The 831-nt window shown below is 64.3% G+C and carries 1 protein-coding gene; it reads right to left on the bottom strand.

The window, feature by feature from the left end; translation table 11 throughout:
* Positions 1-166: 166 nt before the first annotated feature.
* Positions 167-544, bottom strand: coding sequence for a transposase (locus DDE13_RS22550; RefSeq protein ID WP_235868827.1), 378 nt, complete (start codon positions 542-544; stop codon positions 167-169).
* Positions 545-831: the final 287 nt, after the last annotated feature.

The raw sequence follows: 831 nt of genomic DNA, 5'->3' as shown, positions 1-831 counted from the left end.
ATGGGCTTCGTCTTCCTCGTCTCCGCCCTCGACTGGCTCAGATGAATGCAGACACGGCCTAGACCTTGGCGTTGCTCTGGGAGCCGATCATGGCGAGTTCCATCGCACGCTACGTTACCTCGAGCTTACTGATCCACGGCGGCAGGGTAGCGTCCGAGAACGTTCTCTACGCCATCGCGATCTCCCGAAAGGGCGTGTTGGTGCGCCACATGGCGTGCAGGATCACCGCCAGTTTCCGGGCCAGCGCGACCTTGACCTTGCGCGGTCCGGTTCTCTCGGCAATCGCCTTGGCCCAGTGCCGCAGCTGTGGGCTGCCTGGGTTTCGGCAGAAGGTGGTGTTCGCCGCCTCGAACAGCCACTTCCTGATGAAACCGTCACCCCGCTTGGACAGCCGCCCGTTCCGGCTGATCTCACCGGACCCGTAGCGTCTCGGCGTCAGCCCGAGATAGGCACCGGCGTTGGACGAGCGACCAAAGCGGGAGGCATCATCGACGGTCGCGACAACCTCCATCGCCGTGATCGGTCCCACGCCGGACGCAGTCATCAGCAGCCGGACCGTCGCATGCCGCCAGGCGACTGCCCGGATCCGACTGTCGAGCGCGGCGAACCATGTGGATTTCGGAATGTGAGAGGCGGCTCATGGCGTGGCTCCTTGCACGATGTCGTCCTGCGCGGAGGAGACAGCCTATGGATTCGGAGTGGTGGGTTCATGGGGCGCGATGCGTAGCGCACGGAGGGCGTTGAGGATCACGGCAACGTCGATCACCTCTTGCAGGAGCGCGCCTTGCACTGGCGTCAGATACCCGAAAGCGGCGGCGATCATGCCCAGGA

This window comes from Meridianimarinicoccus zhengii (genome assembly GCF_003254465.1).
Lineage (GTDB): Bacteria > Pseudomonadota > Alphaproteobacteria > Rhodobacterales > Rhodobacteraceae > Meridianimarinicoccus > Meridianimarinicoccus zhengii.
This window is presented reverse-complemented; position numbering and strand designations above follow the sequence as displayed.